We start from the raw sequence: 24,474 nt of genomic DNA, 5'->3' as shown, positions 1-24,474 counted from the left end.
CCGACCCACCCGCCCCTGCGCACCCCGCACGCGTCCCCGCACCTCCCCTCCTGCCGTCGAAGGCGCTTCCGAGGCCACGTAGACTTCGTGGCATGGCGAGAAGTGACAGCGCGGCGGACGCCGCTAACCCCGGGCGACTGAAGCAGATCGCCCTGACGTACAAGATGACCCGCAAGGCCGACAAGACGATCGGCCTCGTGCTCGCGGGTGTCTTCCTCCTCACGTTCGGCGTCTTTCTCGCGATCGGTTTCCTGATCGACCACCCGGTCTACCTGGGCATCCTGGGCTTCCTGCTCGCCTTCCTCGCGACGGCGATCGTGTTCGGACGCCGGGCCGAGCGGGCCGCCTTCGGTCAGATGGAGGGACAGCCCGGCGCCGCCGCGGCCGTCCTCGACAACATCGGCCGCGGGTGGACGACGACCCCCGCCGTGGCGATGAACCGCAGCCAGGACGTGGTACACCGGGCCGTCGGCAAGGCCGGCATCGTCCTGGTGGCCGAGGGCAACCCGAACCGGGTGAAGTCCCTGCTGGCCGCCGAGAAGAAGAAGATGAACCGCATCGTCGCGGACGTCCCGGTGCATGACGTGATCGTCGGCACGGGCGAGGGCCAGGTCGCGCTGAAGAAGCTGCGCACCACCATGCTGAAGTTCCCGCGCGTGCTGGCGGGCCCTCAGGTGACCGCGACCAACGACCGGCTGCGCGCCATGGGCGACCTGATGAGCAACATGCCGCTGCCGAAGGGGCCGATGCCGAAGGGCATGCGCCTGCCGAAGGGCGGCAGCCCGAAGTCCCGCTGATCTTCATCTCTGACGACGACGGGGCGCCCGGATCACTCCGGGCGCCCCGTCGTCGTCTTCCGTCGTCTTCCGTGGTCCCCCGTCGTCCTCTTCGTGGTCAGATCCGGACTTCCACCGTGCGGGCCAGCCGGTCGTGCAGGCCTCGGCCGTCGCGGTCCCAGATCAGGGCCGGGACGGCCAGGCAGAGCAGGACCGTGCGCAGCGCGGAGCGCAACGGGTTGACGGTGCCGGTCTCGGCGGAGACCACGCGCAGGCCGAAGAGGCGCTTGCCCGGGGTGGAGCCGACCGTGCCGACCGTCAGGACGCCCAGCACGAGGAAGATGAGCAGGGCCCAGTTACTGGTGGCGGGCCGGTAGCCGTCCGTGATCAAGCTGTATGCGATCAGAACGCAGAGGCCCCAGTCCACGGCCAGGGCGCCGAGCCGGCGGCCGGGACGGGCGATCGAGCCCGGCCCCTCCTCCGGCAGACCGAGCTGCTCGCCCCGGTAGCCGAACTCGGCACCGGCTTCTTCCATGGCCGACCGGGGTCCGGAGAGCCACGATCCGAGTGCTTGCCTGTTGTCCACCCGTCCACGGTACTGCGCACCCATATGACCGGTGACGGGCGGGGGTGGCGACCTGGTGTGTCCGGGCTACGGTGGACGATGGGCCGGTTAACTTGTGCGAAACAAATGGGTCACGCCCGAGAAATCACCCGTCCCTAGGGTCGACGACAGCGTGTGCCACCGCACTGGCCGCACGAACGAACTACCACCCCGGCTCGACGGTCGGGAGTAGGAGGAGCTGGATGTTCCAGAACGCCGACGAGGCCAAGAAGTTCATCGCGGACAAGGACGTCAAGTTCGTCGACGTCCGATTCTGCGACCTGCCGGGCGTCATGCAGCACTTCACGCTGCCCGTCGAGGCGTTCGACCCGGACGAGGAGCTCGCGTTCGACGGTTCGTCGATCCGCGGTTTCCAGGCCATCCACGAGTCCGACATGGCCCTGCGCGCCGACCTGTCGACGGCCCGTCTCGACCCGTTCCGCCGGGACAAGACGCTCAACATCAACTTCTTCATCCACGACCCGATCACGGGCGAGCAGTACTCCCGTGACCCGCGCAACGTGGCGAAGAAGGCCGAGGCGTACCTGGCGTCGACCGGTATCGCCGACACCGCGTACTTCGGCCCCGAGGCCGAGTTCTACGTGTTCGACAGCGTGCGGTTCCAGACCTCCGCGAACGAGTCCTTCTACCACATCGACTCCGAGGCCGGCGCCTGGAACACCGGTGCGGTCGAGAACAACCGCGGTTACAAGGTCCGCTACAAGGGCGGCTACTTCCCGACCCCGCCGGTCGACCACTTCGCCGACCTGCGTGCCGAGATCTCCCTGGAGCTGGCCGCGTCCGGCCTCCAGGTCGAGCGCCAGCACCACGAGGTGGGCACCGCCGGCCAGGCCGAGATCAACTACAAGTTCAACACGCTGCTCGCCGCGGCCGACGACCTCCAGCTCTTCAAGTACATCGTGAAGAACGTGGCCTGGCGCAACGGCAAGACCGCGACCTTCATGCCGAAGCCGATCTTCGGCGACAACGGCTCGGGCATGCACGTCCACCAGTCGCTGTGGTCGGGCGGCTCCCCGCTGTTCTACGACGAGGCCGGTTACGCGGGCCTGTCGGACATGGCCCGCTACTACATCGGCGGCATCCTCAAGCACGCCCCGTCGCTGCTGGCCTTCACCAACCCGACGGTGAACTCCTACCACCGCCTGGTCCCGGGCTTCGAGGCGCCGGTCAACCTGGTCTACTCGCAGCGCAACCGCTCCGCGGCCATGCGTATCCCGATCACGGGCTCCAACCCGAAGGCCAAGCGCGTCGAGTTCCGCGCGCCCGACTCCTCCGGCAACCCGTACCTGGCGTTCTCCGCCCTGCTGCTCGCAGGCCTGGACGGCATCAAGAACAAGATCGAGCCGGCCGAGCCGATCGACAAGGACCTCTACGAGCTGGCCCCCGAGGAGCACGCGGGCGTCGCGCAGGTCCCGACCTCGCTCCCGGCCGTCCTGGACCGCCTCGAGTCGGACCACGAGTTCCTGCTCGCCGGCGACGTCTTCACGTCCGACCTGATCGAGACGTGGATCGACTACAAGCGCGCGAACGAGATCGCCCCGCTGCAGCTGCGCCCGCACCCGCACGAGTTCGAGCTGTACTTCGACGTGTGATATCACCCCAGGTCAGAGCGGGTTTCCGCTCCCCTGGGCCGTCCGGCGCCCCCGCTTCCGTTTTTCGGAGCGGGGGCGCCGTCGTATGGTTTCTGGCACTGCTGTTCGAGAGACATGACGGGGGAACGGGGATGCCCGAACAGGACGACGCCGAGCGGGAGTTCGACATCAAGTGGGCGGACGCCGCAGTGCACAAGGAGCCCTCGGCGCGGGCCCGGATGCTGGCCGCCCGCTGGAAGGAGAATCCGCCCGAGCCGGTCCCGTTCCGCGGCGACCCGCGCCCCGTGGCACGGCACCGTTCGTCGTGGATGTCGACGGCGCTCGTCCTGGCGGGCGTGGCCGCGCTGATCCTGCTGCTGGGGTACCTGCGGTTCCGGGCGCCGTACTAGGGAGGCCGCGGAGCACGCCCACGACGACGTCGTCCAGAGCCTGTGCGCGGACGCCGCCCTGGCCGGCGGCGGTCACCGCGCTGCGGCGGGCCGGGCAGGCGGAGCGGGGAGCGGCTCGGTGTCGACCGGCTCGGTGTCGACCGGCCCCGGCAGGTGCGGATCGCCGCGTTGCGGCTGCTCGTGGAGCGGGGCGGTGACGGCTTCCCGGGACCTCGCAGAGAGCTTTTGCTGCGTCTAGGCCCGTTACGGACCCGTTCATGGGGCTGGGACGGTGCACACTTGCAGTGGGACGAGTGCCTGACTGCGGGGTGATGCAGATGCAGAGCCGTTTCCGGAGCGACCGGCGCCTGACCGTGCGGATGACGGTCACGCTGTTCCTGCTCGGACTGCTGTACGTGGCGTTCGTCGCCGCGTTGATCTTGTTGCTGAAGTCGTGGCTGCTGGTCGTCGTGCTGATCGCGGCGATGTTCGTCGCGCAGTTCTGGTTCTCCGACCGGATCGCGATGTTCGCGATGCGCGGGCGGGTCGTGGAGCGCGAGGAGTATCCCGAGCTGCATGCCGTGATCGACCGGCTCTGTGCGATCGCGGACATGCCCAAACCGGTGGTCGCCGTCTCCGACCTGGGCATGCCGAACGCGTTCGCGACCGGACGGAATCCCGAGCACGCGGTGGTGTGCGTGACGACCGGGCTGCTGGGGCGGCTGGAGCCGGCCGAGCTGGAGGGCGTCCTCGCGCACGAGCTGTCGCATGTCGCGCACAAGGACGTGGCCGTCATCACGATCGCCTCGTTCCTGGGCGTGATCGCGGGGTTGATCGTGCGGTTCGCGTTCTACTCGCAGCTTTTCGGCGGCGGGCGCAGGGACCAGAACACCGCGGTCGTCTTCGCCGCCGTGATGGGTGTCTCGGCGGCCGTCTACGCGCTCAGCTTCCTCCTCATCCGGGCTCTGTCCCGGTACCGGGAGCTGGCGGCGGACCGGGCCGCGGCGCAGCTGACCGGCCGTCCTTCGGCGCTGGCCTCCGCGCTGACGAAGGTCTCCGGCGACATCGCCCGGATCCCCACCAAGGATCTGCGGACCGCGCAGGCCTTCAACGCCTTCTACTTCACCCCCGCGACCGGCAGGGAGCCCGGCATCGAGCGGTACTTCTCCACCCACCCGAGCCTGGAGCAGCGGCTCGACCAGCTGGGGCGGATCTCCGCCGAGCTGGGCGAGGCGGCCACGCCCGGGAAGGCGGGCTGAGGGACATGGGGCTGCTGGACATCCTGCTCGGCCGGACGAAGCCGGTCGTGCCCGACCTCGATCAGCTGTTCGCGCTGCCCTCGGCCGCGGTGACGCTGGAGGCGGCCGCCGGGTTCACCCCGACCGGGCAGGGCGCCGTGTGTTTCGCGACCGTCGAGGGCTCGGCCTTCGAGCAGACGCACCGTGAGGTCCAGGCGCTCCTCGACGCGGACACCGAGCGCACCGGTCCCCCGGTGCGACTCCTGCGGGACGACTTCGGCTACTCCTGGCTGGTCTCGGAACGGACCCCCGACCAGCTGTCGCTCCTGGTCAACGATCTGCACGCGGTCAACAGCGCGATGGAGGTCAACGGCTTCGGGCCGCAGCTGCTGTGCTCCCTCGCCGGGTTCGAGGACCCGGACGGCAGAGCGCTGGCGCTCGTGTACCTCTACAAGCGCGGTTCGTTCTATCCGTTCGCGCCGCTGCCCGGAGCGGGGCAGCGGCGCGACAACGCGCTGGAGTTGCAGGTGAAGGCCGCTCTCGCGAACGACCTGCGGCTGGAACAGGACCTGAGCCGCTGGTTCCCGGTGTGGGGAGCCCCGGGACTGTAGGGCTCCCCCGGCTCGTAGGTCCTTTGCGGCTACTTGCCGCGCTCGCGCTCCTGACGGCGGTACTCCAGCGGACGCTCACGACGGTAGCGACGCTCCCACTTGGCCTGCGTGTCACGGCGCTCGCGGTAGGCCTTGTACGAGGTCGGCGCGGGACCCGGACCCTGGGCGGGACCGGGCGCGGACGGCGACGACGTCGACGACATCGAGGACGCGTCGAGTCCGTAGCGCACGTACAGGAAGAGCACGGCGACGGCGGCGAGCCAGTAGAGCGGGTTTCCGAATCCCAGGACCACCAGGACGACGGTCCCGGAGAGAACGACGGTGCCCATGGCGTACCTCCTTCCTGGGCAGGGACGAGTGACTGTGCGTAGCGTTGGGGGCGGGTTGATGCCTCCAGGGTACGGAAGCCGTCACTCAACGTGCATCTCCTTTTGGCTCACGGTGCGCTGCGGCTGCCGTGCCCCCGCCCGGGGCCGCCCGATTGTCAGTGGTGTCGGGGAGGATGCGGACGGCAACGAGATGACGAGGGGCGGAGGCCGGGATGGGCGACGGACTGCGGTACGTCGGTGTGGCGGAGCGGCGGGCCAGGCTGATGCTGCGGCACGGGCTGGCGCCGCAGGCACGGGGTGCGACGCCCGAGGCGGTGGCCGACGCGCTGCTCGCCCTGCACGGCTCGGACCCGGCGACGGTGTATCTGGCGATCGGCGCCCGCCTCGCCGACCCGACGGTGACCGTGCCGGAGACCGACCGGGCGCTGTACGCGGACCGGTCCCTCGTCCGGATGCACGGGATGCGGCACACCGTCTTCGTGTTCCCGACGGCGTCGACAGCCGTCGTGCACGCCTCGACCGGCCTCACGGTCGCGGCGCGGGAGCGGGCCACGCTGGTGAAGGACATGGCGAAGGCCGGCGCGCCGGACGCGGCCTGGCTGAAGGAGGTCGAGGAGTCGGCGCTGGCCGCGCTGGCCCGGCTCGGCCAGGCGACGGCCGCCGAGCTGGCCCGCGAGGAGCCACGGCTGCGGGAGCAGTTCGTGTACGCGGCCGGGAAGTCCTACGAGGGCGTCCACACGGTCGTGACCCGGCTGCTGAGGGTGCTGGGGGTGGAGGGCAAGGTGGTCAGAGGGCGCCCGCTGGGCTCGTGGACGTCGAGCCAGTTCCGCTGGGCGCTCGCCCCCGAGCACCCCGAACTCCCCGTGCCGGACGCCCAGTCGGATCTGCTGCGGCACTGGCTGCGGGCGTGCGGCCCGGCCACGGAGGCCGACCTGAAGTGGTGGACGGGCTGGCGGGTGACGGACGTCCGGCGAGCGCTCACCGCGATCGGGGCACGGGCGGTGACGCTGGACGAGGGCACGGGGTGGGTCCTCGACGGCGATGTGGATCCCGTGCCCGGCCCCGCGGAGCCGTGGGCGGCCCTGCTGCCCGCCCTCGACCCGACCGCGATGGGCTGGCAGGGCCGGGACTGGTATCTGGCCCCCGAGCTGCGCCCCGCCCTCTTCGACTACAGCGGGAACGTCGGACCGACGGTGTGGTGGGACGGCCGGGTGGTGGGCGGCTGGGCCCAGCGCGCCGACGGGGAGATCGTGTGGCGGATCCTGGACGGGGAGGGGATCGGCGGCGAGGCGAAGGCGGCGATCGCGGCGGAGGCGGAGCGGCTGGGGGCGTGGGTGGGAGCGACCCGGGTGACGCCGAGGTTCCGCACGCCGGTGGAGAAGGAGCTGGCGAGCTGAGCTCGGGGGGCGAACGCCCCGACGCCGGGCGCCGTCGCATACGAACGGCGCCCGGCGCCACGGCTCAGCGCGAGTAACGCAGCAGGGCCCGCACCATGTGGCACGTCGTGTCCGACGGCGGATGGACGCCGATCAGTTCGGCCGTGCTGCGGATCTTCTCGTTGCGGGCCTGGTTCGGCATATACACGCCCAGGTCGAGCAGCGCTATGGCAAGGCGCATGGCCTTGAGACGCCGGTTGTGCATGACGTACCAGTCGCGCGGCCGCCCGGGCGGCAACGGCCGCTTCTGAACGGGCACATAGGGCAGATCGAGCTCGACGGAACGCTTCGCGGTGGACTGGGTCGCGGACGGCTTCGGCTTCAGTGCGGCAGCGGGCACAGGCATCCTCCTGTCGCGGTCAGGGCCCGGCCCGGAACCTCCGGCGGACCCTCGAACACTGCTTCAATTCTACTGCCCCCCACTGACAATCGCCCCTGATCACAAGGGCTTTCGGGCCGGTTTGGAGCTACCGTGACGGGCATGGAGATCTGGATCAACCCCGCCTGTTCCAAGTGCCGCAGCGCCCTCACGCTCCTCGACGCCGAGGGGGCCGACTACACCGTCCGCCGCTACCTGGAGGACGTGCCCGACGAGGACGAGATCAGGGACGTCCTCGACCGCCTCGGCCTGGAGCCCTGGGACATCACCCGCACCTCGGAAGCGGTCGCCGAGGAGCTCGGCCTCAAGGAGTGGGCGCGGGACGCCGGTTCACGCGAGCGCTGGATCGGCGCGCTCGCCGGGCACCCCAAGCTCATCCAGCGCCCGATCATCACCGCGGACGACGGCACGGCGGTGGTGGCTCGCACCGACGAGGCCGTACGGGATGCCGTGACGCGCGTCACACCAAAGGGCCCGCGTAACCCCTGAGCAACCTCGTTCGGAATCTCGTACACACCGGCGTACGTTCCCCTACGTCCCAGGAGGCGCGCATGTCGCGCAGGAGAACAGTCGGTACGAAGAAGAAGATCGCGTTGCTGGTCGGCGCGGCGGCGGTGGCGGGCGGCGGGGCGTTCGTGATGGCGAACACCTCGAACGCCTCCCAGCCCGCGCAGAACGCGAACACGCTGTCCGCGGCGAACTCGACGGTCTGTCAGGGGCTCGCCACCGCGCTCGGCAACAACCAGGCGTTCATCGACGGCCAGCGGGCCGCTCCGGACGCGCAGTCGCAGGCCCGGATCGCCAACCGCGAGGCGGTCATCGCGCAGATCAAGGTGCAGCAGCAGGCGTCGGGGTGCGTCGTCGGGGAGTCGGCTCAGGACTCCCAGTCGACGCAGCCCTCGCAGGCCGCCTCGCCTCCCGCCGCATCGGCCCCGGCCGCTTCGGCTCCGGCCGCTTCGGCTCCGGCCGGGAACACCGGCAACGCCGGGAACACCGGCAACGCCGGCAACGGCGGCGCCGCCTCCGGCCAACAGGTCTGCAACGGCTCCACGATCACCCTCTCCGGGGAGGCCGGCGCCCCGGCCGCCTCCAGCAACCAGTTCCCGGTGGGGACCAAGCTGAAGGTGACCAACCTGGACAACAACAAGTCCACGACGGTCGAGGTCACCGGCCCCTCCGGCAGCTGCGCGCTGCTGAACAACGCCGCGTTCGAACTGGTCCGTGAGCCCGGCAAGTTCCTGATCCGCCGGGCCCTGATCGAGAAGGTGGGGTGAGGCTCGGCTGCCGAGAACCCACGTACGTGTCACCGGTCCTGTCGCTCGCGGCCACGAGCGGCAGGACCGCCGTATTTCCCGGCCTGCACCGTCTTTCCGGGCTCACACCGTGAGCCGCGCCACAGAACCACCAGGTAACACGGGGTTCACATTCGAGCAATGATCGGGAAATCGCCTGTTGACAAGCTTCCCGGCAATACCGGCGGCGCCCCAGTGCCGCAGCGCCGCAGCACCCGCAAGTGCGTCAGACACACCCCCGAAGGAAGTGGCCCGTGACCTTCAAGGCTGAGTACATCTGGATCGACGGCACCCAGCCGACGGCGAAGCTCCGTTCCAAGACGAAGATCATCGCGGGCGAGCCCGCCGGTCTCGACGCGCTGGGAATCTGGGGCTTCGACGGATCGTCCACGAACCAGGCCGAGGGCCACTCCTCGGACCGTGTCCTCAAGCCGGTCTTCACCTGCCCCGACCCGATCCGCGGCGGCGACGACGTCCTCGTCCTGTGCGAGGTCCTCAACATCGACATGACGCCGCACGAGTCCAACACGCGTGCCGCGCTGGTCGAGGTCGAGGCGAAGTTCGGCGCCCAGGAGCCGATCTTCGGCATCGAGCAGGAGTACACGTTCTTCCAGGACGGCTACCCGCTCGGCTTCCCCAAGGGCGGCTTCCCGGCCCCGCAGGGCGGCTACTACTGCGGCGTCGGCGCGGACGAGATCTTCGGCCGTGAGGTCGTCGAGGCGCACCTCGACAACTGCCTCGCCGCCGGTCTCGCCATCTCCGGCATCAACGCCGAGGTCATGCCCGGCCAGTGGGAGTTCCAGGTCGGCCCGGTCTCCCCGCTGGAGGTCTCCGACCACCTGTGGGTGGCCCGCTGGCTGCTCTACCGCACCGCCGAGGACTTCGGCATCTCCGCCACCCTCGACCCGAAGCCGGTCAAGGGCGACTGGAACGGCGCCGGCGCGCACACCAACTTCTCCACCAAGGCGATGCGCGAGGGCTACGACGCGATCATCACCGCCTGCGAGTCGCTCGGTGAGGGCTCCAAGCCGCTCGACCACGTCAAGAACTACGGCGCCGGCATCGACGACCGCCTGACGGGCCTGCACGAGACCGCCCCGTGGAACGAGTACTCCTACGGCGTCTCCAACCGCGGCGCCTCGGTCCGTATCCCGTGGCAGGTCGAGAAGGACGGCAAGGGCTACATCGAGGACCGCCGCCCGAACGCCAACGTCGACCCGTACCTGGTGACCCGCCTGATCGTGGACACCTGCTGCTCGGCGCTGGAGAAGGCCGGCCAGGTCTGATCCGCCCGCATCCTCTGTGCAAGGGGCGCCCGCCTTTCCGGTGGGCGCCCCTTGCGCATATCGTCCGCCCTCATGGGAATGGAGAACGGCTCGACGGGACCGGTACGCCCGTACGGCCTGGCGGGGGACGTGCCCGGAGTGCTGCGCGCGATGGAGTCCACGGACGAGGCGGTGCGCGAGGAGGCGATGAACTGGCTGCACTCCCTCCTGTGCTACCGGGACGCGACACGCACGTCACCCGCGGCGCAGCCGCTGATCCGGCTCGCCCTGCACGGCCCCGGCCACCGGGCCGAGTTGCTCAAGCTGCTCGCGGACCTCGCGAACTGGGCCGGGCCGACGGACGAACAGGAGCGGTGCCGGCGGGCCACGGCGCAGGCGCTGCCGTCCCTGCTGCATCTGACGCAGGACGCCGACCCCGCCGTCCGCGAGGCGATGGCGCTGCTGATCGCCGCCTGCGGACGGCAGAGCGCGCCGGCGCCCACGCCCCTGCTGCGGGACCGGCTGGCGGCGGAGACCGACCCGCTCGTGCGCGCCCGGATCGTGACCGCGCTCGGCCTGCTGGAGCCGGGCGACGGCGGCTGGCGGCGCGCCCTGCTCACCGCCCCGGAGCCCCGGGTCGCGCTCGCCGCCGCCGAGGACCTGCTGCGCACGACCGAACCGCCGCTGCCGGACTCGCTGGTCGACGCCTGTGCGCGGGCGTACGGCGCGCAGCCGCAGGACGAGCGGGAGGACTCCGAGTCGGAGGGCCATCTGTGGCCGGAGGCCCACCGGACGTTCAAGGACCGGCTCCTGGAGGAACCCGGGGCCGCGCTGCGGGCCCTCGCCCGTGGCATACCGCTCGCCTTCGAGATCACCGCACGCTGGCGGGACCGCGAGACCGACGTGCTGCCCTGGGCACTGCACGAGTCGGTCCGCGAGACCTGGGACCTGTACCAGCTGGCGCAGTTGACCTGCGCGCTGCCACCGGAGCTGCACGCGCGCGTGGGCGAGCAGGTGATGCCGTTGCTCGCGGACGACGACCCGGCGGTGCGGGCGAAGGCGGTCACCGTGCTGGCACGCGCGCGCGTGCCGGTCGCGGTCGAGGAGGCGGTGCGGCTCGCCGAGGAGACGCCGGGGGCGTACGACACCCTTCGCGCGGTCCGCGCGGTGGCCGAGGAGTTCGGGGCCGACGCGCTGCCCGTGGGGCGGGCGGTGGCCCGGCGGCTGGGGACCGGCCACCCGGAACTGGTCAAGGTGCTGACCCGGTTCCCCGAGGCGGCCGCGGACGCCGTCGGAGAGCTCGCGGAGCTGCTGACGCGCCACGGCACCGGCTACCCGCAGGCAGCGGTCGACGTGCTCGCCGGGCTGGGGCCCGCCGCGGGCGAGGTGACCGAACGGGCGCTGCGCGACTGCGTGGCGGCGGGCGTCCACTCCTCGGTCTCGGTGGAGGCCGCGATGGCGCTCCACGCCGTCGCCGACGACCCCGAGCCGGCGCTGTCCCTCCTGCGGCGGGAGATGAGCTCAGGGGCATCGGCCTGGACCACGATCCTCGCGGGTCGGCTCGGCCCCGCCGCCGCACCGCTGCTGCCGTTCATCGAGCCGCTCCTCGCGCCGAGCCCCTTGTCGCGCACCCGGGCCGCGGCCGCGCTGGCCGTCTGGCGCGTCACGGGCCGGACCGAGGACACCGTGGAACCCCTGGCCCGGCAGGCGCTCGAGTGGGACAGGTTCTCCCCCGGCGCCCCGCACCCCGTGCTGACGCTCACCGAGATGGGCCTCCTCCCCCGCTTCGCCGTGGCCCCGCTGCGCGAGGGCGCCGAGTCACCGCGCCGGATCGTCCCCGACCACATGTACGGCGACGGACCGCACCCGGACGACGAGGTGCGCGCCGCCGTCCGCACGCTGCTGGCGACCGCCGCAGTCGTCGGCTGACGCCGGCCTCACGTCTCAGCCTCACGTCAAGGATCCGTCCAAGCTGTGAGAGGAGGCTCCTGCGACGGGCCGGTGTCTGCTTCAATGGGGCCATGGCCAGCTTCCAGAAGTACACCGCGACAGGTCGCCATGACCTCGAGCCCTTCTGGCCCTCCCGTCAGCACCACGACTTCGACCGGGTGTGTTGCCGCGCGGTGAACGCGCCGGCCCTCTAAAGCCGTACACCCGGCCTTCGGCCAGCGCGCACGACGTACGTCCTTCGATGACGAACTCCTCGCGCGAAAGAGCTGACCTCTCATGGCGAACACCCGTTCTCTCTCCTCCGCTCCCTCCCTCACCGCACCCTCCACGACCGCCTCTTCCGGCTCGCCCCGGCACCGGCTTCGCGCCGTGGACCGGGACGAGGTGGTCGACGTCGCGGACTTCCTGCCGCCGGGCGCGACCTGGCTGCCCGCCCCCCAGCACACCCTGCCCACGCTGCCGGGGCAGCCGCCGATGGTCGGCTACCTGGTGCTGGTGCCGGCCGACCGGCAGCCGCCGTTCCTGCCGGTCGCGGTGCCGGAGCAGTCGGCCGCCGAACGGGCCGAAGGGCCCGGCGAACCGCTCGTGCGGATCGACCCCGCGCAGCGCACCGCCGCGGTGGACGGCCGGCAACTCGACCTCACCTACCTGGAGTTCGAGCTGCTCGCCCATCTGGTGGCGTACCCGAACCGGGTGCACACCCGCGACCAGCTCGTCACCACGGTGTGGGGCTACGGGCATGTGGGCGACGGCCGCACGGTCGACGTCCACATCGCCCGGCTGCGCCGCAAGCTGGGCGTCCGGCACCGCCAGTCGATCCAGACGGTGCGCCGGGTCGGCTACAAGTACACCCCGCCGACCGGCCGCTGACCGGGTCCGTCTGCCGACGGCAGAGCGCGGTTCCCTCCCGCGTCCGGACGGGGCACAGTCACCGGTATGAGACTTCTGGTGCTGGGTGGTACGGAGTTCGTGGGACGGGCCGTCGTCGAGGCGGCCCTCGGGCGCGGCTGGGAGGTGACGGCCTTGAACCGGGGACGGCACGCACCGGTCCCCGGCACGCGGTCGCTGTCCGGCGACCGCACCGCGCCCGGGGGCCTCGACGCGTTGGCGAAGAGCGGCGACGACTGGGACGCCGTCGTCGACACCTGGTCCGCGGCGCCCCGCGCCGTGCACGAGGCGGCGCGGCTGCTGCGGGGCCGCGCCGGCCGGTACGTGTACGTGTCGAGCTGCTCGGTGTACACCTGGGCCCCGCCCGCCGGGTACGCCGAGGACGCGCCGGTCGTCGAAGGCGCCGAAGCCGACGCCGGGCAGACCGACTACGCCCGGGACAAGCGCGGCGGCGAGCTGGCCGCCGTGGACGCCTTCGGCGCGGACGCCTCCGTCCTCGTCCGGGCCGGGCTGATCCTCGGACCCCTCGAGAACGTGGGCCGACTGCCCTGGTGGCTGACCCGGACAGCGCGCGGCGGCCCGGTCCTCGCGCCGGGCCCGCACGATCTGCCCCTGCAGTACGTCGACGCCCGTGACCTCGCCGAGTGGATCCTCGGGGCGGCCGAGCGGGAGCTGAGCGGGCCGTACAACCTGATCAGCCCGCAGGGGCACGCGACGATGGACAAGCTGCTGGAGGCGTGCGTGCGGGCCACCGGCTCGGCCGCCGAACTGCGCTGGACCGCGCCCGAGATCATCCTCGACGCGGGCATCGAGCCGTGGACCCAGCTGCCGGTGTGGGTGCCGCCGGGCAGCGACATGCACGACGCCCTGCACGCGGCCGACGTCTCGCGGGCGGTGGCGACGGGGCTGTCCTGCCGCCCCGTCGAGGAGACCGTCGCCGACACCTGGAGCTGGCTGACGTCGATCGGCGGGACGGCGCCGCGGCGTCCGGACCGGCCGCCGCTGGGCCTGGACCCGGAGGTCGAGGCGAAGGCGCTGGCCGGGTCGAGGGGTGTACCTGGCACCACCTCCTGACCGGGGGCCTCGGGCCAGTGACCGCCGGTCCGCGGCTCGGCCAGACTGACGGCATGAACACCAACACGAAGAGCGGCGAAGGCGGTTCGAGGGCACGGGGGATGGTGCTCGCCGCCGTGCGGGGGCTCGCGCTGGCCGTGGTGTCGCTGCCGCTGAGCATCCTGGGCCTCTGCCTCTCCCTCGTGTCCATGGCGCTGATACCGATCGGGGTCGGGGCCCTCACCACCCCCTTTGTGGTGAAGGGGGTGCGCGCCTACGCCGACCGGCGGCGGGCGCTCGCCGAGCGGTGGGGCGGGGTGCGCATCCCGTCGGCGTACCGGCCGGCCCCCGCGAGCGTCAACCCGTTCCGGCGCACCTTCGCGCTGCTGCGCGACCCGGCGACCTGGCGGGACCTGCTGTGGCTCCTGGTGGATCTGCCGGCCGGGTTCCTGACCGCCCTGCTGCCGGCCGTCCTGGTCTTCTATCCGCTGGAGGGGCTGGCGCTGCCTGCCGGGCTGTGGCGGGTGTACACGGAGACGGAGGCCGACGCGTACTGGTATCTCTTCGTGCCGGTCAGCGACCGGACGTCCGCCTTCGGCGCCGGGGCGCTGGCCGCGGTCCTGCTCTTCGTCGCCCACCGGTACACCGTGCGCGCCTTCCAGGTCCACTTCCTCCTCACCAAGGCCATGCTCACCCCGAGCCAGGCCGAACTGGCCGAACGGGTAAAGGTGTTGACGCAGACCCGGCGGGACGCCGTGGACACCTCGGCCGCCGAACTGCGGCGCATCGAGCGGGATCTGCACGACGGCGCCCAGGCCCGGCTGGTGGCGATGGGCATGGACCTCGGCACCGTCGAGATGCTGCTCGACAAGGACCCGGAGAAAGCCAAGGCGTTGCTCGCGCAGGCCCGTCGGTCGTCCGCGGAGGCGCTCTCCGAGCTGCGCGACCTGGTGCGCGGCATCCATCCGCCGGTGCTGGCCGAGCGCGGACTCGGGGACGCCGTACGGGCGTTGGCGCTGCGGCTGCCGGTGGCCACCGAGGTGAGCGTCGAGCTGGAGGGCGGCCGGGCGCAGGCCCCCGTGGAGTCGGCGGCCTACTTCGCGGTGAGCGAGGTGCTGACCAACGCGGTCAAGCACTCCGGCGCCGACCGGATCTGGGTCGACCTCCACCACGGGGACGGCCGGCTGAAGATCTCCGTCACCGACAACGGGCAGGGCGGCGCGAGCATCGGCGCCGGTTCGGGCCTGGCCGGGGTGGAGCGACGACTGGGTACATTCGACGGCGTCCTGGCCGTCAGCTCTCCCGCAGGCGGTCCCACCATGGTGACCATGGAGATCCCTTGCGTGTTGTCCTAGCCGAAGACCTCTTCCTGCTGCGCGACGGTCTCGTGCGGCTGCTGGAGGCCTACGACTTCGAGATCGCCGCGGCGGTCGAGACCGGGCCCGAGCTGGCCCGGGCGCTCGCCGATCTGGAGCCGGACGTCGCCGTGGTCGACGTCCGGCTCCCGCCCACGCACACGGACGAGGGGTTGCAGTGCGCGCTGGAGGCCCGCCGCACGAAGCCCGGGCTGCCGGTGCTCGTCCTCTCCCAGCACGTCGAACAGCTGTACGCGCGCGAGCTGCTGGCCGACGGCAGCGGCGGCATCGGCTATCTGCTGAAGGACCGGGTGTTCGACGCGGACCAGTTCGTGGACGCCGTACGGCGGGTCGCGGCGGGCGGCACGGCGATGGACCCCCAGGTGATCCAGCAGCTGCTGGCCCGGCGTTCGGGCGACGGACAGGGGCCGGTGGACCGGCTCACTCCGCGCGAACGGGAGGTTCTGGAGCTGATGGCGCAGGGCCGGTCGAACGCGGCGATCGCCGCCAAACTGGTCGTGACCGAGCGGGCGGTCGCCAAACACACCGCGAATATTTTCGTGAAGCTGGGTTTGGAGGTCGCCGGCGACGACAACCGCAGGGTGCTGGCGGTGTTGGCCTATCTGGACCGGGATCGGTGAGCACCCCAACTGCTGTGCCATGTGGGGGTGTTGCGGTCGGTTTGTCGTACGGAGCTCTCATCAATTTCTGAGGACGCTGAACACCTCTGGGGCAGCGTGCGTAAGTGAGGGGGCAGCTTCACTCCTGTCGGGCGCCTCGATGCTGCCCCGCAAGGAAGTCAGAGGAGTTCCATGGGACGCAACATACGTAAACGCCGTTCGTCGATGGCCACGAAGGCCGTGGCAGCATCGGCGGCCCTAGCGCTCGGCGGGGGCGGGCTGATCTGGGCGAACTTCTACGCTTCGGCGCACGAGTCGAACAGCTCGGGCCAGAACCAGACGAAGGCCGCCAACGCAGCCGCTCAGGTGGCCACCATCTCCTGCCCGGATGTGGGGCAGAAGCTGACGAGCGTGCCCAAGGGGGCGAAGCAAGGCGTCGCGACCGAGCTGGCCAACCTCGACAAGCAGATCACCGAGGCGTACACCCGGCTCGCTTCGACCCGCCAGGCCCAGGCCGGTGACGCCAGCTTCGTCCAGAACGCGATCACCGGCCCTCTGAAGGAAAAGCGGGCCGCGACGATCGACCGGATCCGGATCAACATCACGCGCTCCGGCGGCCAGTTCAACAACTCGCTGAGCCAGCTCGCGGCGTGCACCACGCAGGCGGCGAACAACACCAACGCCGGCCAGGGCCAGGGCAACGGCCAGCAGGGCAACGGCCAGCAGGGCAACGGCCAGAACAACGGTGGCCAGCAGAACAACGGCGGCCAGAACAACGGCGGCCAGAACAACGGCAACAACGGCGGCCAGCAGAACGGCGGCAACGGCGGCCAGCAGCAGAACGGCCAGGGCGGCAACGGACCCGTCGCCGCGGACTTCGTGGACATCACGAAGGTCCAGGGCAACGCCGCGCTGGGCGTCGGCCAGAACGGTCTCGCCGCGAACGGCAACAGCGGGTCGAGGGGCACCTTCACCTCGAGCTGCGGCACCAACGGGAACGACAACCACAACACGGACAACGTGATCGTCGCCCCCGGTGTCACCAACGGCGCCCACCACCTGCACGACTACGTGGGCAACCAGAACAACGACGCCTTCGCGAGCGACCAGGAACTGGCCGGTGCGAGCACCAGCTGCCAGAACCAGGGTGACAAGTCCTCGTACTTCTGGCCGGTGCTGCGTCTCCAGGACGGCACGCAGGACTTCGACCAGAACAACGACGGCGGTGGCAAGGAAGGCAACGTCGGCAAGATCCTGCAGGCCTCCCAGGCGCAGATCAAGTTCGTCGGCAACAAGAAGGGCAACGTCGTCGCGATGCCGACGGCCCTGCGCATCATCACCGGTGACGCGAAGGCCTTCGTCAACGGCAACGCCAACGCCAACGTGAACTGGAGCTGCACCGGCTTCGAGAACAAGGTGCAGCTGAAGGACCAGTACCCGATCTGCCCGCAGGGCAGCCAGGTGGTCCGCACGTCGAACTTCCAGAGCTGCTGGGACGGCCAGAACATCGACTCGGCCAACCACCGCACGCACGTGTCGTTCGTCCAGGCCGACGGCACCTGCGCCAACGGTTTCAAGGCGATCCCCCAGCTCCAGGTCCGGCTCGTGTACAACGTCCCGGCCCCGAAGCTGCAGAACGGGACCGTTGTGAACCCGTACGCGGTGGACACCTTCCCGGAGAACCTGCACAAGCCGATCACCGACCACAACGACTTCATCAACTTCTTCTCCACGAACCTGATGAACAAGATGGTCAACTGCATCAACACCGGCAAGCAGTGCAAGTGATCCACTGAGCGGTACCGGCCCTGAGAAGGGCCGACACGAAAGAGCCGGCGGTGAGGATTCCTCACCGCCGGCTCTTTCGTGTGTGTGGAGTTCTGTCTGCGCGGTTCGGCCGGCGACCGGTGTCAGTGACCGGAGTGGGTCGCGCCGTCGGAGGGCTCGCCCGAGACGTGCACGGAGTGGTCCGTGCCCTCCTCGATGTCACCGCCGAGCGTCTTGCGCAACGCGTTCACGGTGCTGGTCTCCTCGCCCACGGCCACCCACTTGCGGCCGACCAGGTAGTGGCCGCCGTAGTCCTTGGCCCCGTTGATCCATTCGCGCTGACCGCGGTCGGTCGCGAAGGTCACCAGGATGAACTTGCCGACGGCGACCTTGCAGATGGCCTGCCGGAGTTCGTCGGCGTCGGTCTGCATGTCGGGCGTGCACTTCACCTTGGTGGCCAGTTGCTCCAGGCTGCCGGTCGCCGTCACCGGCACGGTCGCGGCGGCCTTCGTCGCCCCGCCGGAACCGCAGCCCGTCAGCACCAGCGCCGCCGCGGCGGCGGCCGCCGCGAGCATCGGTCGGGTCACCTTCATCTGTTCCTCCCTGCAAGAGCCTCGCCCTGGATACGGCTCCCACGCACGGTGCGCTCAAAATACCGGTGCCCCGGCGTGGGCGCCCGTGCCAGAGTGAGCCGGTGAACAAGGACTGGGAAGATCGCGTGACCGCCGCCTGGGCGACCTTCGACGACTGTCCGGAGGAGCGGGCGGCCGACTTCCGGGCCGTGATCGACGCGCTCGTCGCCGAACTCCCCGAGGGCAGTCCGCTCGGCCCGTTCGAGCAGGCCTGCGCCTGGGACTCGACCGGCCACTCGGACAAGGCGGCCCCGCTCTACCGCCAGGCGCTCGCGCGCGGCCTCAGCGAGGTGAGCGGCTACCGCGGCAGACGCGCCAAGATCCAACTCTCCAGCTCGCTGCGCAACATCGGGCAGGCGGCGGAGGGCGTCAAGCTGCTGACCCCCGAACTGGACGGCCCGTCCGACGAGTTGGACGACGCCGTACGGGCGTGTCTGGCCCTGTGCCTGTCGAGCCTGGGCCGCGACCGCGAGGGCCTGTCCCTGGTCCTCGGCGCACTCGCTCCCCATCTGCCGCGCTACCAGCGGTCGATGGCCAACTACGCGCGAGCGCTCGTGGCGGACGAGCCGCAGGGCTGACCACACGGCGGCGGCAGCGGCGACAGCGGGGGGCGACGGCGACGGCGGTGACCATCCACCGTGTCGCTCGTTTGCCTGGACGTGCAGTCACAGGATGTCGCCCCGCGCCCCTCAGCCGGATCCTCCGCCGACCGGATCGTCGACGTCGAGCAGGCCGAGGCCGCGCTCGTCGAGCACTACCCGCGTCTCGTCCGGCTCGCCTATCTGGTGCTGCCACCCGGCCTCGGCCGCGGTCGCCGCGTCCTGACCGCACACGCTCTCGCCCAGCGCGCCCTGCCCCGCGGCCGCGCCTGCGCCCCCGTCATCCCGGCCCAGTCCACCGGCCGTGACGACGACCCCGGGTACGCCTACGTCCGCCTCCAGGTGGTCCGTACGGCACTGGAGGCGGGGCTGCCGCTGAGGCTGCGGGCCCGGCCCAAGCGCGCCCAGCTGCCGCCGCTGCTCCCCCAGGTGTGGGGCCTGCGGCTCTTCCCCCGCTCCGGCGGCGCCGACGAACTCGCCCTCGACCAGCGGCTCGCCGCCCTCTCGGGCCCGGCCCGGGCCGCCTACGTGCTGCGCGGTCTGGAGAAGCTCCCCGACGGCGATGTGCGCGAGGTGCTCACCGAATGCGGCGTCGAGGACGTGGCGGCGGCGCTGCGCGAGGCCGGTGAGATCCCGGCCGCGCAGTACGCGCTGCTCGACTCCCCCGAGTTCGACGCCTGCTCGCTGCAGGCCCGGCCCACCGATCTGATGCGCCGCCGCCAGCACGGCAGGGCCGCGCTGGCCGCCGTGGCCGCGCTCGCCGTGTGCGGCGCCCTGGTCGCGCTGCCCGGCGGCGGCTGGGGACCCGACGGCGCGGCCGCCCCGGCGTACGCGCAGAACCCGGCCGCCGAGGCCGCCCTCGACCCCGGGCGGCTGGTGAAGCTCCCCCCAGCCGCCTGGAAGACCTCCGCCCGCACCGACTTCTCGGTCTGGCCCGCGCGCGGCCCGCTCACCCGCGACACCGCCCTGCTGCGCCGTGCCCTCGCCGTCTGGGCCCGCCCCGGCGAGAGCGTCCGGGTCTCCACCACCCCGGACACCCCCACCGGCGGCCCGGCCGGACCGCCCCAGCTGCTCTACGCCGGCGAGGTCGACGCCGCACGCGTGGTGATCCTCTACGACGGTCTGCGCATCGCCCGCTACGCCGAACCGAAGGACGGCACGGCCGGGGCGGCCCTCGACTTCGCCCGGGTGGACGGCGCGACCCGCGCCGAGGCGGGCGCGCTGGTCCTCGGCCGGTCCGACGGCAACGTCCGCTATCTGACGGCCCCCTGGGTCACGAAGGCCGGCGAGCGGGACCTGTCGAAGCCGGGCGCCGGGGTGTTGGACCTGACCCTGACCGACGGGATCACCTCGCCCCTGTCCAGCCCGGCCACCCAGACCGACGCCTGCACGACCTGGAACGTCCTCCAGCTCACCGACGCCTCCGGCAGCCACCTCCTCAGCGACCTCGGCGAACTCGTCCCCGCCCGCCTCACCGCGGGCCGCCCGTCCGCGCCCGCCGACGCGACGGGCGCGGAGGCGCTGCGCACCTGGGCGCCGTTCGCCTGCTCGCTGGCCGACGCGCGCGGACAGGGTGTGCGGACGGTCAACGCCTGGGGCTACACCCGGCAGCAGCTGCCCGACGCGAGCGGCTCGGCGGCCTGGGTGTGCACCCGGGCCGAGACCTGGCGGGGCGACGGCAACCGGGTGCTGGCCCAGTTCCACACGCCGGGCGGACCGTTCGGCGCGGCCGTGGCGAAGGCCGGGGACGTGCCGGCGTGCGGGGCGCGCGATCCGCATGTGCTGGCCGGGGTGCTGTGGAAGTCGAAGGGCGGCGACTGGTACCTCCTCGCGGCCGGCGACAAGGAGACGGCGTCCATCCGGACGACGGGCGGGGTGACCGGCTCCGGGCAGGGCAACCTGCTGACGGTGCCGGCGAAGCAGGGCGCGCAGGCCGACCTGGAGGGCACGTCGGCGGACGGGCGCTCGATCAGCGGCCTGCGCTGATCCCCCCTCTCCCCGCTGATCCCCCTCACCGCCCCACCCAACAAGCCGGGAGGGCGGCCCGACGAGCATCGGGCAGGAGGCGATGCACTCCCAGGCCCACGACGAGGTGCTGCGAACCCCTCCTCCTACACGGTCGCCGTCCGGCTCGTGACCGGCGGGCGGGGCGGCTCGCGCGAGGTGCACGAGGAGCTGTGGGAGGGAGCGGAGATCGAGGTGCGGGGACCGCGCAACCGACTTCCCGCTCGTCGAGGCGCCTTCGTACGTCTTCGTCGCCGGAGGCATCGGCAGCACGCCGATCCTGCCCATGCTGCGGGCCCTGCCCGAAGACGCCGACTGGCGGCTGGTTTACGCCGGTCGCACACGGGCGTCGATGCCGTTCCTGGAAGCGCTCGCGAAGCTCGGCGGGGACCGGGTGACGGTGGTGGAGGGACGGCCGGATCTCGACGCGGCGCTCGCGGAGCTGCCCGAGGGGACGGCCGTCTACGCGTGCGGTCCGGAGGGGCTCATGACGGCGGTCCGGGAGCGGGCGCCGCAGGTCCGGCTCGAACGGTTCACGGCGCGCGCCGTCGGCGAGGGCGACGCGTTCGAGGTCGAACTCCGGCGCAGCGGACGGGTGTTGACGGTTCCGGCCGACTCGACCGTGCTGGCCGCCGTACGCGCCGAGCTGCCGAACACCGTCTACTCGTGCGAGCAGGGCTTCTGCGGAACCTGCCGACAGCGGGTACTGGAGGGCGAGGTGGAGCACCGGGACGAACTGCTCACCGACGCGGAGCGCGGCGACTCGATGCTGATCTGTGTGTCGCGGGCGCGAGGTGGGCGACTGGCGCTGGACATGTGATCGACTCCCTGCCCGATCGGGGTGAACACCCGGTCCGGTCCGGTCCATTGGAGTCCGGATCCGATCGGTAAGGTGTTCGTATGACTACCGGGGTTCGTCGCAGAATGGGAGTCGAGGAGCGTCGGCAGCAGTTGATCGGCGTCGCCCTCGAACTGTTCGCCCAGCGCTCGCCGGACGAGGTCTCCATCGACGAGATAGCCGCGGCCGCGGGCATCTCGCGCCCCCTCGTCTATCACTACTTCCCCGGCAAACTCAGCCTGTACGAGGCCGCGTTGAAGCGGGCGTCGGAGGATCTCGCGAGCCGGTTCAGCGAGCCGCACGAGGGTCCGCTGGGCGCCCGGCTGCTGCGCGTGATGCGCCGGTTCTTCGACTTCGTCGACGCGCACGGACCGGGCTTCTCCGCGCTCATGCGCGGCGGCCCGGCGGTCGGCTCGTCGACCACGAACGCACTCGTCGACTCCGTGCGCCAGATCGCCTACGAGCAGATCCTGTCGCATCTGGACATCACCGATCCACCGCCGCGGCTGGAACTGATCGTCCGGTCCTGGATCTCGCTCGCCGAGTCGACCGCGCTGATCTGGCTGGACGGGCGGCGCATCCCGCGCGAGGAACTGGAGCTCCAGCTCGTGCACGACTTCGCCGCGCTGACCGCCGTCAGCGCGGCCTACGACGACGAGCTGCGCACCCTGCTGCGGCCCATGCTGGGCGGCGAGCCGGCCGACGGCCCCTTCGGCGCCCTGGTCACCCGGCTCATCGCCCTGGCGTCCTGAAGCCGTCGCCTGCTGAAAGGCTCAGCTCTCGTACTTGCGGTAGGACGGGTCGAGGTCGCGGACCTCGGCGGAGGCGTGCAGCACGAAACCGTCCGCCGCCACGTGCTCGCGCAGGTGCTCCAGCACGGCCTCGGTCAGCTTGGTCTTCGTCTCGTCGGTGCGGCCGGCGAGGAGCCCGAGCGTGACGTGGACGACCGCGTGCCCCAGCTCCTCGGGGTCCTCGTAGCCGAACGCGGTGAACTCGGCCGGCCGGAAGAGCGTCTTGCACGCCTCCGGCTTGGCGGCCGCGATCCCTACCACCGAGGTGTGCAGGGCCCGCGCGAATCCGGCCCGGTCGAAGGCGGACGCCATCGTGCTCGAGTAGTCGACGGTGATCTGCGGCATGGGCACTCCTGTTCTAGGTCTCGGGGCTCACCCTAGTCGCAGGATCCCCCTCCAGCCGCAGTGCCAGCATGGCGATGTCGTCGTCCCGGTTGTGGTCGAAGTAGGTGAGGAGTGTGTCGCACAGGGCGTCCAGGCCCGGCATGGAGCCGGTGGCGGCCGCGCGCAGGTGTTCCATCGACACGGCGAGATCGACGCCCCGGGTCTCGATCAGCCCGTCGGTGACCATGAGGAGGCGGTCGGTGGGTTCGAGGAACAGCTCGGTGGGTGCGGGGTGGGGCACGCCCAGACCGAGCAGCGGGCCGGCCGCCTTGACGTAGTCGGCGCTGCGCGTGTCCCGGACGATCAGCGGCGGGATGTGGCCCGCGTTGGCGATCCGGGTGCGGCCGGTGCCGGGGTCGATCAGGGCCAGGCAGACCGTCGCCGTGACCTCGGGATGGTAGAGCTGGAGCATCCGGTCGAGTTGCCCCGCGAGCACGGCCGGGTCGCTCTCGTCGACGCAGTAGGCGCGCAGCGCGTGCCGGATCTCGACCATGACGGTGGCCGCCTCCAGCGAGTGCCCGACGACGTCGCCGACCACCGCCAGCACCCCTTCCCCGGTGCGCAGGGCCGCGTAGAAGTCGCCGCCGATCTCCGTCTCCCGGGAGGCCGGCACATAGCGGACGACGACGTCGACGCCCGGCAGCTCGGGCAGCCGGTGCGGCTGCGGCAGGAAGCTGTGCTGGAGGGTGAGGGCGACGTGCCGCTCGATCTGGTACATCAGCAGCGGCTCGGCGGCCAGCACGGTGGCCTGGGCGAGCCGGGCCAGCAGCGACTCGTTCTCGGGGTCCACCCTGCGGACACCGCGGGTGGGCGTGGCCAGACAGACCGCGGCCCTGCCGTCCTGGGTGGGCATCAGCACCAGCCGGGCGTCGTGCTCCACACCGGGCCGGAAGAAACCGGCGGGCCACAGCGGTGCGGGCACGGTGGTGATCCGCACCCCCGCCTGGCCGTGGGCGAGCCGCCGCAGCAGCGCGGTCACCGTCCGGTGGGCGCCCGCGTCCGGCAGCGCGAGCGAGGTGCGGTTGCGCGAGGTGCCGCGGTAGAGCTCGTCGTCCGGCCCGAGGACGAAGACGGCGGCGGGAGCGCCGGTGAGCCGCGCGGTGCCCTCGGCCGCCGCGTCGGCGAGTTCCTGCGGGGAACGCGCCGACTGGATGGTGACGATCGCCTCCGACAGCAGCGTCAGCCGCCGGGCCGCCGCCTGGTCGTCGGCCCGCAGCCGCGCGGCCCGCACGGCCGCCCGGACCACCGTGTCGATCTCCTCGGGCTCGGCCGGCAGCGCCAGATGGGACTCGCCGCCCGCCTCGAGCCCCTGGCGGAGCTCGCCCGGGGCGGCTTCGCCCGCCGAGAAGTGCACGACGGGCAGCCCGGACATGTGCGGCCGGGTCTTGAGCCGACGGCACAGCTCGAAGCCGCTCATGTCCGACAGCTCCACGTCGACGAGGGCCACGTCCGGCAGGGTCCCCCGGCGCAGCCGTACGTCCAGCTCGACGAGTGCCTCGTTGCCGGTGCCGACCGCGACGACCTGGTGCCCGGCGCGCCGCAGCACGCTGCCCAGGGCGAACCGGCCGGCCGCCGTGTGGTCCACGACCAACACGGTCAGGTCCGTCCGTCTGCCGTTGACGCTCATGTGTCAACCCTCGGACTCCCCGGTGGAGCAGGCCGAGTTCGAGGCCTGCTCCACC

At 71.7% G+C, this 24,474-nt stretch carries 25 protein-coding genes and 1 pseudogene; 20 read left to right on the top strand and 6 right to left on the bottom strand.

All coding sequences use genetic code 11. The features are described from left to right. Positions 1–92 precede the first annotated feature (92 nt). The gene (locus tag AB0J04_RS13825) at positions 93–797 is read left to right on the top strand and encodes a DUF4191 domain-containing protein (RefSeq protein WP_363168586.1); all 705 of its coding nucleotides are present in this window, start codon (positions 93–95) and stop codon (positions 795–797) included. A gap of 97 nt (positions 798–894) precedes the next feature. Here AB0J04_RS13825 and AB0J04_RS13820 read toward each other — a convergent pair whose 3' ends face one another. After that, complete coding sequence (locus AB0J04_RS13820; RefSeq protein ID WP_363168585.1) at positions 895–1,362, bottom strand: RDD family protein; 468 nt, start codon at positions 1,360–1,362, stop codon at positions 895–897. A gap of 221 nt (positions 1,363–1,583) precedes the next feature. Here AB0J04_RS13820 and glnA point away from each other — a divergent pair, with 221 nt between their 5' ends. From glnA to AB0J04_RS13800, 4 genes are all read left to right on the top strand, one after another. Beyond that, complete coding sequence (gene glnA / locus AB0J04_RS13815) at positions 1,584–2,993, top strand: type I glutamate--ammonia ligase (RefSeq protein WP_363168584.1); 1,410 nt, start codon at positions 1,584–1,586, stop codon at positions 2,991–2,993. 131 nt (positions 2,994–3,124) lie between these two features. Then, positions 3,125–3,382 (top strand): hypothetical protein, encoded by a 258-nt coding sequence (locus AB0J04_RS13810; protein WP_363168583.1) that lies wholly within the window; start codon positions 3,125–3,127, stop codon positions 3,380–3,382. A gap of 317 nt (positions 3,383–3,699) precedes the next feature. Continuing rightward, positions 3,700–4,620, top strand: a complete 921-nt coding sequence (htpX, locus tag AB0J04_RS13805; RefSeq protein ID WP_363168582.1) for a zinc metalloprotease HtpX — start codon at positions 3,700–3,702, stop codon at positions 4,618–4,620. Between the two features lie 5 nt (positions 4,621–4,625). Beyond that, positions 4,626–5,210, top strand: coding sequence for a hypothetical protein (locus AB0J04_RS13800; RefSeq protein ID WP_363168581.1), 585 nt, complete (start codon positions 4,626–4,628; stop codon positions 5,208–5,210). 29 nt (positions 5,211–5,239) lie between these two features. Here AB0J04_RS13800 and AB0J04_RS13795 read toward each other — a convergent pair whose 3' ends face one another. After that, positions 5,240–5,539, bottom strand: coding sequence for a hypothetical protein (locus AB0J04_RS13795; RefSeq protein WP_363168580.1), 300 nt, complete (start codon positions 5,537–5,539; stop codon positions 5,240–5,242). 212 nt (positions 5,540–5,751) lie between these two features. Here AB0J04_RS13795 and AB0J04_RS13790 point away from each other — a divergent pair, with 212 nt between their 5' ends. Further along, positions 5,752–6,936, top strand: a complete 1,185-nt coding sequence (locus AB0J04_RS13790) for a winged helix DNA-binding domain-containing protein (RefSeq protein ID WP_363168579.1) — start codon at positions 5,752–5,754, stop codon at positions 6,934–6,936. A gap of 64 nt (positions 6,937–7,000) precedes the next feature. Here AB0J04_RS13790 and AB0J04_RS13785 read toward each other — a convergent pair whose 3' ends face one another. Further along, the gene (locus AB0J04_RS13785; RefSeq protein ID WP_363168578.1) at positions 7,001–7,315 is read right to left on the bottom strand and encodes a hypothetical protein; all 315 of its coding nucleotides are present in this window, start codon (positions 7,313–7,315) and stop codon (positions 7,001–7,003) included. Between the two features lie 141 nt (positions 7,316–7,456). Here AB0J04_RS13785 and AB0J04_RS13780 point away from each other — a divergent pair, with 141 nt between their 5' ends. The 10 genes from AB0J04_RS13780 to AB0J04_RS13735 all read left to right on the top strand — a co-directional run bounded on the left by AB0J04_RS13780 (position 7,457) and on the right by AB0J04_RS13735 (position 17,565). Then, positions 7,457–7,843 (top strand): arsenate reductase family protein, encoded by a 387-nt coding sequence (locus AB0J04_RS13780; RefSeq protein WP_363168577.1) that lies wholly within the window; start codon positions 7,457–7,459, stop codon positions 7,841–7,843. A gap of 62 nt (positions 7,844–7,905) precedes the next feature. Further along, positions 7,906–8,628 carry a hypothetical protein gene (locus tag AB0J04_RS13775; RefSeq protein WP_363168576.1) on the top strand — a complete coding sequence of 241 codons (723 nt, stop codon included), beginning with the start codon at positions 7,906–7,908 and terminating at the stop codon, positions 8,626–8,628. A 272-nt stretch (positions 8,629–8,900) separates the two neighbouring features. Next, complete coding sequence (gene glnII, locus AB0J04_RS13770; protein ID WP_363168575.1) at positions 8,901–9,932, top strand: glutamine synthetase; 1,032 nt, start codon at positions 8,901–8,903, stop codon at positions 9,930–9,932. A gap of 72 nt (positions 9,933–10,004) precedes the next feature. After that, positions 10,005–11,840, top strand: a complete 1,836-nt coding sequence (locus AB0J04_RS13765) for a HEAT repeat domain-containing protein (protein WP_363168574.1) — start codon at positions 10,005–10,007, stop codon at positions 11,838–11,840. 92 nt (positions 11,841–11,932) lie between these two features. Further along, complete coding sequence (locus AB0J04_RS13760; RefSeq protein ID WP_020137324.1) at positions 11,933–12,055, top strand: hypothetical protein; 123 nt, start codon at positions 11,933–11,935, stop codon at positions 12,053–12,055. A gap of 82 nt (positions 12,056–12,137) precedes the next feature. Next, positions 12,138–12,731: a winged helix-turn-helix domain-containing protein gene (locus AB0J04_RS13755; protein ID WP_363168573.1), complete on the top strand. Its 594-nt coding sequence runs from the start codon at positions 12,138–12,140 to the stop codon at positions 12,729–12,731. A gap of 66 nt (positions 12,732–12,797) precedes the next feature. After that, positions 12,798–13,823, top strand: coding sequence for an NAD-dependent epimerase/dehydratase family protein (locus AB0J04_RS13750; protein WP_363168572.1), 1,026 nt, complete (start codon positions 12,798–12,800; stop codon positions 13,821–13,823). A gap of 53 nt (positions 13,824–13,876) precedes the next feature. Then, on the top strand, positions 13,877–15,157 hold the full coding sequence (locus AB0J04_RS13745; protein ID WP_363168571.1) for a sensor domain-containing protein: 1,281 nt from the start codon (positions 13,877–13,879) through the stop codon (positions 15,155–15,157). Continuing rightward, a complete protein-coding gene (locus tag AB0J04_RS13740) occupies positions 15,142–15,798 on the top strand; it encodes a response regulator transcription factor (protein WP_363168570.1) in 657 nt (218 codons plus the stop codon). Before AB0J04_RS13745 ends, AB0J04_RS13740 begins: the two co-directional genes overlap by 16 nt. A 171-nt stretch (positions 15,799–15,969) precedes the next feature. Further along, positions 15,970–17,565 carry a DUF1996 domain-containing protein gene (locus tag AB0J04_RS13735; RefSeq protein WP_363168569.1) on the top strand — a complete coding sequence of 532 codons (1,596 nt, stop codon included), beginning with the start codon at positions 15,970–15,972 and terminating at the stop codon, positions 17,563–17,565. A gap of 122 nt (positions 17,566–17,687) precedes the next feature. Here the strand turns inward: AB0J04_RS13735 and AB0J04_RS13730 are convergent, their stop codons facing one another. Next, the gene (locus AB0J04_RS13730) at positions 17,688–18,137 is read right to left on the bottom strand and encodes a hypothetical protein (RefSeq protein ID WP_363168568.1); all 450 of its coding nucleotides are present in this window, start codon (positions 18,135–18,137) and stop codon (positions 17,688–17,690) included. Positions 18,138–18,238: 101 nt separating this feature from the next. Here AB0J04_RS13730 and AB0J04_RS13725 point away from each other — a divergent pair, with 101 nt between their 5' ends. The 4 genes and pseudogenes from AB0J04_RS13725 (at position 18,239) to AB0J04_RS13710 (ending at position 22,369) form a co-directional block, all read left to right on the top strand. Continuing rightward, positions 18,239–18,754: a tetratricopeptide repeat protein gene (locus tag AB0J04_RS13725; RefSeq protein WP_363168567.1), complete on the top strand. Its 516-nt coding sequence runs from the start codon at positions 18,239–18,241 to the stop codon at positions 18,752–18,754. A gap of 81 nt (positions 18,755–18,835) precedes the next feature. Then, on the top strand, positions 18,836–20,761 hold the full coding sequence (locus AB0J04_RS13720) for a hypothetical protein (protein WP_363168566.1): 1,926 nt from the start codon (positions 18,836–18,838) through the stop codon (positions 20,759–20,761). Positions 20,762–20,875: 114 nt separating this feature from the next. Beyond that, positions 20,876–21,599, top strand: a pseudogene (locus AB0J04_RS13715) (PDR/VanB family oxidoreductase); the annotation flags it as partial. A gap of 80 nt (positions 21,600–21,679) precedes the next feature. Next, entirely contained in the window at positions 21,680–22,369 is a 690-nt protein-coding gene (locus tag AB0J04_RS13710) for a TetR/AcrR family transcriptional regulator (RefSeq protein WP_363168565.1), read from the top strand. 21 nt (positions 22,370–22,390) lie between these two features. Here the strand turns inward: AB0J04_RS13710 and AB0J04_RS13705 are convergent, their stop codons facing one another. Together AB0J04_RS13705 and AB0J04_RS13700 are read right to left on the bottom strand one after the other, a co-directional pair. Then, positions 22,391–22,753, bottom strand: coding sequence for an isomerase (locus AB0J04_RS13705; protein WP_363168564.1), 363 nt, complete (start codon positions 22,751–22,753; stop codon positions 22,391–22,393). 13 nt (positions 22,754–22,766) lie between these two features. After that, a complete protein-coding gene (locus AB0J04_RS13700) occupies positions 22,767–24,419 on the bottom strand; it encodes a fused response regulator/phosphatase (RefSeq protein WP_363168563.1) in 1,653 nt (550 codons plus the stop codon). Positions 24,420–24,474: the final 55 nt, after the last annotated feature.

Origin of the sequence: Streptomyces sp. NPDC050263, assembly GCF_040655955.1 — a bacterium.
Taxonomy (GTDB): Bacteria; Actinomycetota; Actinomycetes; order Streptomycetales; family Streptomycetaceae; genus Streptomyces.
Note: the sequence above shows the minus strand (reverse complement) of the source record. Positions and strands in the feature narration are given on the sequence as shown.

Excerpts from the sequence above, each read along its gene's own strand:
- AB0J04_RS13755 (WP_363168573.1), top strand. The coding sequence starts at position 12,138 with ATGGCGAACACCCGTTCTCTCTCCTCCGCTCCCTCCCTCACCGCACCC.
- AB0J04_RS13735 (WP_363168569.1), top strand. The coding sequence starts at position 15,970 with ATGGGACGCAACATACGTAAACGCCGTTCGTCGATGGCCACGAAGGCC.
- AB0J04_RS13795 (WP_363168580.1), bottom strand. The coding sequence starts at position 5,539 with ATGGGCACCGTCGTTCTCTCCGGGACCGTCGTCCTGGTGGTCCTGGGA.
- AB0J04_RS13810 (WP_363168583.1), top strand. The coding sequence starts at position 3,125 with ATGCCCGAACAGGACGACGCCGAGCGGGAGTTCGACATCAAGTGGGCG.
- AB0J04_RS13760 (WP_020137324.1), top strand. The coding sequence starts at position 11,933 with ATGGCCAGCTTCCAGAAGTACACCGCGACAGGTCGCCATGACCTCGAG.
- htpX (WP_363168582.1), top strand. The coding sequence starts at position 3,700 with ATGCAGAGCCGTTTCCGGAGCGACCGGCGCCTGACCGTGCGGATGACG.
- AB0J04_RS13730 (WP_363168568.1), bottom strand. The coding sequence starts at position 18,137 with ATGAAGGTGACCCGACCGATGCTCGCGGCGGCCGCCGCCGCGGCGGCG.
- AB0J04_RS13775 (WP_363168576.1), top strand. The coding sequence starts at position 7,906 with ATGTCGCGCAGGAGAACAGTCGGTACGAAGAAGAAGATCGCGTTGCTG.
- AB0J04_RS13825 (WP_363168586.1), top strand. The coding sequence starts at position 93 with ATGGCGAGAAGTGACAGCGCGGCGGACGCCGCTAACCCCGGGCGACTG.
- AB0J04_RS13765 (WP_363168574.1), top strand. The coding sequence starts at position 10,005 with ATGGGAATGGAGAACGGCTCGACGGGACCGGTACGCCCGTACGGCCTG.
- AB0J04_RS13745 (WP_363168571.1), top strand. The coding sequence starts at position 13,877 with ATGAACACCAACACGAAGAGCGGCGAAGGCGGTTCGAGGGCACGGGGG.
- AB0J04_RS13710 (WP_363168565.1), top strand. The coding sequence starts at position 21,680 with ATGACTACCGGGGTTCGTCGCAGAATGGGAGTCGAGGAGCGTCGGCAG.
- AB0J04_RS13750 (WP_363168572.1), top strand. The coding sequence starts at position 12,798 with ATGAGACTTCTGGTGCTGGGTGGTACGGAGTTCGTGGGACGGGCCGTC.
- AB0J04_RS13700 (WP_363168563.1), bottom strand. The coding sequence starts at position 24,419 with ATGAGCGTCAACGGCAGACGGACGGACCTGACCGTGTTGGTCGTGGAC.
- glnA (WP_363168584.1), top strand. The coding sequence starts at position 1,584 with ATGTTCCAGAACGCCGACGAGGCCAAGAAGTTCATCGCGGACAAGGAC.
- AB0J04_RS13780 (WP_363168577.1), top strand. The coding sequence starts at position 7,457 with ATGGAGATCTGGATCAACCCCGCCTGTTCCAAGTGCCGCAGCGCCCTC.
- AB0J04_RS13790 (WP_363168579.1), top strand. The coding sequence starts at position 5,752 with ATGGGCGACGGACTGCGGTACGTCGGTGTGGCGGAGCGGCGGGCCAGG.
- AB0J04_RS13705 (WP_363168564.1), bottom strand. The coding sequence starts at position 22,753 with ATGCCGCAGATCACCGTCGACTACTCGAGCACGATGGCGTCCGCCTTC.
- AB0J04_RS13800 (WP_363168581.1), top strand. The coding sequence starts at position 4,626 with ATGGGGCTGCTGGACATCCTGCTCGGCCGGACGAAGCCGGTCGTGCCC.